Source organism: Geodermatophilus sp. SYSU D01176 (assembly GCF_054050015.1).
This window is the reverse complement of sequence record NZ_JBJGYN010000035.1, coordinates 45,650-52,950: the sequence shown is the minus strand read 5'-3', so window position 1 is coordinate 52,950 and position 7,301 is coordinate 45,650. Positions and strand designations below refer to the sequence as shown.

Below are 7,301 nucleotides of genomic sequence, written 5' to 3'. Positions count from 1 at the left end.
CCCCCCCCCCCCCCCCCCCCCCCCCCCCCCCCCCCCCCCCCCCCCCCCCCCCCCCCCCCCCCCCCCCCCCCCCCCCCGGGGAGCGACGGGTGGCGGGCGTCACCCCGCCGGGCCGGGACGGTGCGCCGCGGTGTCGGGGACCATGGGCTGCGTGACCCCGCGCGCCGTCGCCCTCGCCTTCCGTGCCGTCGCCCTCGCCGAGGCGTGCTCCTGGGTGGGCCTGCTGGCCGGGATGTTCGTGAAGTACGTGCTGGCGACCTCCGAGCGCGGGGTGCAGATCTTCGGCCCGATCCACGGCGGCATCTTCATCGCCTACCTGGTGGTGGCCGTGGTGGCCGCCCGGGTGCTGCGGTGGAACGCGACCACCACGCTGCTCGCCCTCGCCGCGTCGGTGCCCCCGCTGGTCACCCTGTGGTTCGACCGCTGGGCCACCCGCACCGGCCGGCTGCCCGTGCCCGAGGCGGCGCCCACCTCCTGAGCCGCGGCTCGCTACGGTCCCTGGTCGTGCCCGACACCGTGCTGCCGTCCACCGCTCGCCTGCTGCTCGCCCGCACCGCCCGGGTCCAGCGCGACGGCCGGGCGCCGAGCCTGGTGGCCGGCGTCGTCCGGGACGGCGGGCTGGCGTGGTCGGCCGGCCGTGGCGACGTCCCCGGGCCGCACACCGACGTCCAGTACCGGCTGGGCTCGATCAGCAAGACCGTCACCGCGGTCGCCGTCCTCCGGCTGCGCGACGAGGGCCGGGTGCACCTCGACGACCCGCTGGACCGGCACGTGCCCGGCACCCCGCTCGGCGACCGCACCGTCGGCCAGCTGCTCGCCCACGTCGCCGGCGCCGCGGCGGAGAGCCCCGGGGACTGGTGGGAGCGGGCGCCCGGCGGGACGCTCGAGGACCTGCGGCTGGGCCCGGAGCACGTCGTCCTCGGCGCCGCCCGACGCTTCCACTACTCCAACCTCGGCTTCGGCCTGCTCGGCGAGCTCGTCGCCCGGCTGCGCGGGCGCCCGTGGGAGGACGTCGTCCGCACCGAGGTCCTGCAGCCGCTGGGCATGACGCGGACGACGTCCCGGCCGGTCGCCCCTGCCGCCGAGGGCCACGCGGTGCACCCGTGGGCCGACGTCGTCCTGCCCGAGCCCGAGCACGACGCCGGCGTGATGGCCGCCGCCGGGCAGCTGTGGGCGACGCTGGCCGACCTCGGGCGCTTCGCCGCCTTCCTCCTCGGCGACACCGGCGACGTGCTCGCGCCCGGGACGCTGGAGGAGATGACCGTGCCCGCGGGCGTGGACCCCTCCGCGCCGGGCTGGGCGGCCTACGGTCTGGGCCTGCAGGTGCTGCGGGTGGACGGGTGCACGCTGGTCGGTCACGGCGGCTCGATGCCCGGCTTCCTCGCCGGCGTCTTCGTCGACCGCGAGGAGCAGACCGGCGCCGTCTCCCTCGCCAACACCACCACCGGCCTGGATCCGCTGCTGCCCGGCCTGCTCGCCGACCTGCGCACGGCCGAGCCGCGGGTCGTCGAGCCGTGGGCGCCCGCGCCGCCGCCGGTCCCGCTGGAGGCCCTCGGCATCTGGTTCTGGGGTCCCGGGCCGTACGCGCTGCGGGCGCTGCCCGGCGGCCTGCTGCACCTGGGCCCGCTGCCGGGGAACGCCGGGCGGGCCAGCCGCTTCGCCCCGCAGGACGACGGCACGTGGGTGGGCCTGGACGGCTACTACGCCGGCGAGCCGCTGCGCATCGCCGAGGACCACCTGGACCTGGGCACCTTCGTCTTCACCCGCACGCCCTACGACCCCGACGCCCCGGTGCCCGGCGGCGTCGACGAGGGCGGCTGGCGCGCCTGACGCCCTCCCTGCAGAGGCCCCCCGGCCCCGTCCAGGGCACCGCCCCCAGCTCGCGAGCGGTGGGGAGGACGGGGTCCTTCACCGGTCGAAGGCGTCCATCGTCGTCTTGACCACCGCGCCGTAGGCCAGGTGCGGGACGATGTCGCTGGCCCAGTCGGTCGCCGACCAGGTGCGCGGGTCGGTGATGCCGAGGACCGTCATCGGCCCGTTGGCGGCGACCAGCACGCCGAGCGTGGTGAGCAGCGTGCCGACCAGCGGCTGCGACCGGAAGCCGGCGGCCCGCACCAGCCCCATGACGACGCCGGCGCCCACGCCGGTGGCCAGCCCGGTGATCGGGCCCAGGCCCTGCACCCGGTTGGACCGCGTCTCGTCGTCCCCCGGGATCTGCACGTGCGCCTTCTCCGCCAGCGTCTCCACCGTCCGCTCCGGGGTGGAGCTGGTCCCGCGGCCGCGGATCACCATGTCCAGGTAGGTGACGGCGTTGAGCGCGGTGGTCCCCGCTGCGCCGGCCGCCGCGCCGCGCAGCGCCCAGCCCGCCACGCTGATGCCGCGTCGTCCCTTGCCGATCGTCCCCACCGGGGTGCGCTTCGCCATCCGCCCGGTCTACCCCCGGCGACCGGCGGGGTACACGCAGCTCAGCGCGGTGTCGGGCGGCACAGGAACTCGGCGACCAGCCGCGCGCAGCGCCCGACGGTCTCCCGGTGCTGCAGCTCGTAGCCGTGGGTGGACAGCGTGGGCAGCGACAGCAGCGCCGCCCGGGCGGCCTGGCCGCTGCTCTTCGACTGGCTGGCGTCGGAGTCGTAGGCCTCCCAGATGGCCGCCCGGGGGTCCAGACCCAGCTCGCGGCCGAGGCCCATGAGGTGGTCGGCGACCGGCTTGTCGTAGACGACCGCGTCGTCGGCGTAGGCCACGACCGGACCGGCCTCGACCGGGACCTGGTACTCCGCCTCGGCCGGGCCCACGTCGAGGGCGAGGGTGAGGTCGCCGGGCAGCGTCCGGCTGGCGTACGCCGCGCCGATCCCGCCCATCTCCTCACCGGTGGTGCAGACCAGGTAGGCGTCGGCGGGCGGACGGCGGCCCTCCTCCCGCAGCCGGCGGGCGGCGGCGACCAGGGCGGTGAGCGCGGCGCGGTCGTCGAGGAAGTAGCAGCCGACGACGTCGGCGAATTCGACCAGCGTGCGGCGGCTGTGGTGCACGCACACCCGCGTGCCGGGGTGCACGCCGGCGGCGTCGAGCTCCTCGGCGGTGCGGCCGGTGAAGGCGTACACGTCGCTCCACTGCATGGCCCGGTCGCCGGCGTCGGGCTTGGTCTGCCAGACCTGGGCGGTCTCCCGGGTGGTGTGCTCCGAGCCGAGCAGCAGGACGGCGGTGAGCTGCTCGACGTCCCCGAGGACGGTCAGCGGCCCGAGCCCGAAGTTACCGGGGTACATGGTGCCCAGCTGGGAGAGCCGCAGCGTGCCGTCGGGGTGGACCCGCTTGACAACCATCGCCAGCTCGTCCATGTGGGCCGTCACCCGCATCACGGGCGCCTCCGAGCCGCCGGTGCCGCGCAGCAGCCCGACGAGGTTGCCCGCCGGATCGACGGTCAGCTCGTCGACCAGCGGGGCCAGCTCCCGCCGGCAGATCTCCCGGACGTCGTCCTCCTGACCGCCGGGCCCGTAGGCGGCGAGCAGTTCCTGCAGCAGGTCACGGTCGGCCGGGCTCACGACCGGCCCCCCTACCCCGCGCCGTCCCGGATCTACCCGGCCGCCCGGCGCCGCAGGAGCAGCCCGCCCACGAACGCCCCCACGAGCAGGACGGCGACGGTCGCCTCCAGCGCCGCGTCGGACGGACCCCCGGGCAGCCCGGTCCCGGCCGCCCCGGGCTCGGGAGCGGTCGCGCCGGTCAGCATCTGCACCTCCGCGGCGGCCTCGGGGGTCCACGCCGCCGTCCCGCCGCACAGGTCGGCCACCAACCGGTCGTCCTCGCGGCCGGCGAAGACCAGGAACGGCCCCTCGCCGGTGAGCTCCAGGCCGCACGAGGCGCCGGAGGCGGGCGACAGCACCCCCTGCCGGGCGGACACCCGGCCCGCGTACACCGTGTCGACGGCGAAGACGTGCAGCGCGGTCCCGCCGACCACCTCGCGGTCGGCCAGCCGGCCGGAGAACACCGCGTCCGCGCGCAGGGCGTGCTCGGACGCCGTCCCCCCGGTGCAGCTGCAGGCCGAGGCGGCCGGGGCCAGCACCCAGCCGGCGAGCACGAGCAGCAGCGCGGCGAGCAGCCCGGTCGTCCAGCGGCGCACGGGTCCAGCATCCCCCGGCCGGTGGCGGCGCGGCGTGCGGCCACCCACCCTGGGCGGCGTGGACGACGTCGGTGCGCGGCTGGAGCAGGCGATCGACGCGCTGCTCGACGACCGGCGGGCCGGCGCGACGATCTGCCCCTCGGCGGCCGCCCGCGCCGTCGACCCGGACCGCTGGCGGGAGCTGATGCCCGCGGTCCGCGCCGCGGCCGGCCGGCTGGCCGCGGCCGGCCAGGTGGAGGTTACCCAGCGGGGCGAGGTCGTCGACGTGGCCACCGCGCGCGGCCCGGTCCGGGTGCGCCGGCGCTCCTCCTGACGAGAGCCGGTCCAGCGGGGTCTCCGGTCAGCGGAGGCCCCGCTGCACCGGTGGTGATCACGACGCCGGCGGCTCCGGATCCGCCGCCCGCGACAGCAGCGGCCCCATCCGGTGCTCGACCAGCCGGCGCAGCGCCAGGGCGGTGTCGGTGCGCTGGACGCCCGGGATGGCCAGCACCCGCTCGGTGATCCGCCACAGGTCGTCGGCGTCGATCGCCACCACCCGCACCAGCAGGTCCGCCACGCCGGACAGCGCGGTCACCTCGAGCACCTCCGGGACGTCGGCCAGGGCCTCGCCGACGTCGGCCAGGCTGCGCTGCACCACCTGCACGGTGACGTAGGCGCTCAGCCGGTAGCCCAGCGCCTCCGGGCGGACCCGGTGCTCGAAGGGCGCCAGCGCGCCGCTGGACTCCAGCCGGGCCAGCCGCGCCTGCACGGTGTTGCGCGCCAGCCCGAGCCGCTGCGACAGCGCCATCACGGTCGCGCGCGGGTCCTCGCCCAGGGCCTGCAGCAGGCGGGCGTCGGTGGCGTCGAGGACCGGCACGTCGCTCAGTCTGACAGGCGCAACCGCCCTCCGACGGGTCATCGTGCGCAACCCGGGAGAGGGATCTTGCGCAGATCGATGGGGAGGTGTCTGCTCCAGGAACGCCCGGGTCGTGCCAGGATGTGTGAGTGGCGCCACACCCGGGCGCCACGAGACGTCCACACCGCGCGCTCTGAGCCGGCGACCCCGGCGGCGGCGGCCGACGGCGAGGAGGAGCACGTGAGCGTGTCCGGTGCCACCGAGGTGGTCGACCCGGTACCGGGGGCTGAGGCGCCACACCTGCCCCGGCAACCCGACCTGGTCCAGCTGCTGACGCCGGAGGGCGAGCGGGTCGAGCACCCCGAGTACTCGATCGACCTCGACGACGCCCAGCTGCGCGACCTCTACCGCGACCTGGTGCTGGTCCGCCGGTGGGACGTCGAGGCCACCGCCCTGCAGCGCCAGGGCGAGCTCGGCATCTGGGCCTCGCTGCTCGGCCAGGAGGCCGCCCAGGTCGGCGCCGGCCGCGCGCTGCAGCCCGGCGACATGGCCTTCCCCACCTACCGCGAGCACGGCGTGGCCTGGACCCGCGGGGTCGACCCGCTCGAGGTGATCGGCCTGTTCCGGGGCGTGGACAACGGGTCGTGGGACCCGGTCGCCACCCGCTTCAACCTGTACACGATCGTCATCGGCGCCCAGTGCCTGCACGCCACCGGCTACGCGATGGGCCTGCAGCGGGACGGCGCGGAGGACGCCGTGCTGGCCTTCCTCGGCGACGGCGCGACCAGCCAGGGCGAGGTCAACGAGGCGATGATCTGGGCCGCCAGCTTCTCGGCCCCGGTCGTCTTCTTCTGCCAGAACAACCAGTACGCGATCAGCGTCCCGCTGGAGCGCCAGACCCGCGTGCCGCTGTACCAGCGGGCGGCCGGCTTCGGCTTCCCCGGCGTCCGGGTCGACGGCAACGACGTCCTCGCCGTCCTGGCGGTGACGCGGGCGGCCCTCGCCGCCGCCCGCGAGGGCCAGGGCCCCACCTTCGTCGAGGCGTTCACCTACCGGATGGGGGCGCACACCACCTCCGACGACCCCACCCGCTACCGGCTGGCCAGCGAGCTCGAGGAGTGGAAGCTGCGCGACCCGATCGCCCGGGTCAAGGCGTACCTGTCACGCTCCGGCGTGGCCGACGCCGACTTCTTCGCCGCCGTCGAGGCCGAGGCCGACGAGCTCGCGGCGCGGATCCGCAAGGGCACGACCGAGATGCCCGACCCGCCGGGGACGGCGATGTTCGACCAGGTCTACGCCGAGCAGACGCCGCACCTGGCCGCGCAGCAGGCCGAGTTCGAGGCGTACCAGGCGAGCTTCGAGGGAGGCGGGCACTGATGGCCGAGACGCTGACCATCGGCAAGGCGCTCAACCTCGGCCTGCGCCGGGCGATGGAGGACGACGCGAAGGTCGTGCTCATGGGCGAGGACATCGGCCGCCTCGGCGGGGTGTTCCGCATCACCGACGGCCTGCAGAAGGACTTCGGCGAGGACCGCGTCGTCGACACCCCGCTGGCCGAGGCCGGCATCCTGGGCACCGCCGTCGGCCTGGCGATGCGCGGCTACCGGCCGGTCTGCGAGATCCAGTTCGACGGGTTCGTCTTCCCCGCCTACAACCAGATCGTCACCCAGGTCGCCAAGATTCACGCCCGCTCGCGCGGCAAGCTGGCGATGCCGGTCGTCATCCGCATCCCCTTCGGCGGCGGCATCGGCGCGGTCGAGCACCACAGCGAGAGCCCCGAGGCCTACTTCGGGCACACGCCGGGGCTCAAGGTGGTCGCGGTCAGCAACCCGGTCGACGCCTACTGGGGCATCCAGCAGGCGATCGCCCACCCGGACCCGATCGTCTTCCTCGAGCCCAAGCGCCGGTACTGGGACAAGGCCGAGGTCGACACCACCGCCACGCCCGACCCGCTGTTCGCCTCGCGGGTGGTCCGCGGCGGGGACGACGTCACCGTGCTGGCCTACGGCCCCATGGTGAAGACGGCGCTGCAGGCGGCGGAGGCGGCCGCCGAGGAGGGACGCTCGCTCGAGGTCGTCGACCTGCGCACGCTGTCCCCGCTGGACCTCGACCCGGTGGTCGAGTCGGTGCGGCGCACCGGGCGCTGCGTCGTCGTCCACGAGGCGCCGGTGACCCTGGGCCTCGGCGCTGAGATCGCCGCCCGGGTGACCGAGACCTGCTTCCACTCCCTGGAGGCCCCGGTGCTGCGGGTCGGTGGCTACGACACGCCCTACCCGCCCTCGAAGCTCGAGGAGGAGTACCTCCCCGACCTCGACCGGGTGCTCGACGCCGTCGACCGATCCCTGGAGTTCTGAC

Annotated in this window: 9 protein-coding genes; 5 read left to right on the top strand and 4 right to left on the bottom strand. The window is 76.0% G+C overall.

The features are described 5' to 3' along the window. Positions 1-142 precede the first annotated feature (142 nt). Positions 143-478, top strand: coding sequence for a DUF3817 domain-containing protein (locus ACI78Z_RS17605; RefSeq protein WP_457037839.1), 336 nt, complete (start codon positions 143-145; stop codon positions 476-478). 26 nt (positions 479-504) lie between these two features. Then, positions 505-1,830: a serine hydrolase domain-containing protein gene (locus tag ACI78Z_RS17600; RefSeq protein WP_457037838.1), complete on the top strand. Its 1,326-nt coding sequence runs from the start codon at positions 505-507 to the stop codon at positions 1,828-1,830. Positions 1,831-1,908: 78 nt separating this feature from the next. On the opposite strand, the gene ACI78Z_RS17595 is transcribed toward ACI78Z_RS17600, so the two are convergent. The 3 genes from ACI78Z_RS17595 to ACI78Z_RS17585 are packed head-to-tail and all read right to left on the bottom strand — an operon-like array spanning position 1,909 to position 4,111. Beyond that, positions 1,909-2,424, bottom strand: a complete 516-nt coding sequence (locus ACI78Z_RS17595) for a hypothetical protein (protein WP_457037837.1) — start codon at positions 2,422-2,424, stop codon at positions 1,909-1,911. A gap of 41 nt (positions 2,425-2,465) precedes the next feature. Continuing rightward, positions 2,466-3,536 (bottom strand): hypothetical protein, encoded by a 1,071-nt coding sequence (locus ACI78Z_RS17590; RefSeq protein ID WP_457037836.1) that lies wholly within the window; start codon positions 3,534-3,536, stop codon positions 2,466-2,468. 32 nt (positions 3,537-3,568) lie between these two features. Further along, positions 3,569-4,111, bottom strand: a complete 543-nt coding sequence (locus tag ACI78Z_RS17585; RefSeq protein ID WP_457037835.1) for a hypothetical protein — start codon at positions 4,109-4,111, stop codon at positions 3,569-3,571. 58 nt (positions 4,112-4,169) lie between these two features. On the opposite strand from ACI78Z_RS17585, the gene ACI78Z_RS17580 reads away from it, so the two are divergent. Further along, positions 4,170-4,424, top strand: coding sequence for a DUF3253 domain-containing protein (locus ACI78Z_RS17580; RefSeq protein ID WP_457037834.1), 255 nt, complete (start codon positions 4,170-4,172; stop codon positions 4,422-4,424). A gap of 57 nt (positions 4,425-4,481) precedes the next feature. On the opposite strand, the gene ACI78Z_RS17575 is transcribed toward ACI78Z_RS17580, so the two are convergent. Then, a complete protein-coding gene (locus tag ACI78Z_RS17575; protein WP_457037833.1) occupies positions 4,482-4,967 on the bottom strand; it encodes an Lrp/AsnC family transcriptional regulator in 486 nt (161 codons plus the stop codon). Positions 4,968-5,186: 219 nt separating this feature from the next. On the opposite strand from ACI78Z_RS17575, the gene pdhA reads away from it, so the two are divergent. Together pdhA and ACI78Z_RS17565 are read left to right on the top strand one after the other, a co-directional pair. After that, positions 5,187-6,323, top strand: a complete 1,137-nt coding sequence (gene pdhA / locus ACI78Z_RS17570) for a pyruvate dehydrogenase (acetyl-transferring) E1 component subunit alpha (protein ID WP_457037832.1) — start codon at positions 5,187-5,189, stop codon at positions 6,321-6,323. Next, the gene (locus ACI78Z_RS17565) at positions 6,323-7,300 is read left to right on the top strand and encodes an alpha-ketoacid dehydrogenase subunit beta (RefSeq protein WP_457037831.1); all 978 of its coding nucleotides are present in this window, start codon (positions 6,323-6,325) and stop codon (positions 7,298-7,300) included. The genes pdhA and ACI78Z_RS17565 overlap by 1 nt, the downstream gene beginning before the upstream one ends. Position 7,301 lies beyond the last annotated feature (1 nt).

Coding starts and splice junctions, on each gene's coding strand:
- ACI78Z_RS17595 (WP_457037837.1), bottom strand. CDS start 2,424: ATGGCGAAGCGCACCCCGGTGGGGACGATCGGCAAGGGACGACGCGGC.
- ACI78Z_RS17565 (WP_457037831.1), top strand. CDS start 6,323: ATGGCCGAGACGCTGACCATCGGCAAGGCGCTCAACCTCGGCCTGCGC.
- ACI78Z_RS17605 (WP_457037839.1), top strand. CDS start 143: ATGGGCTGCGTGACCCCGCGCGCCGTCGCCCTCGCCTTCCGTGCCGTC.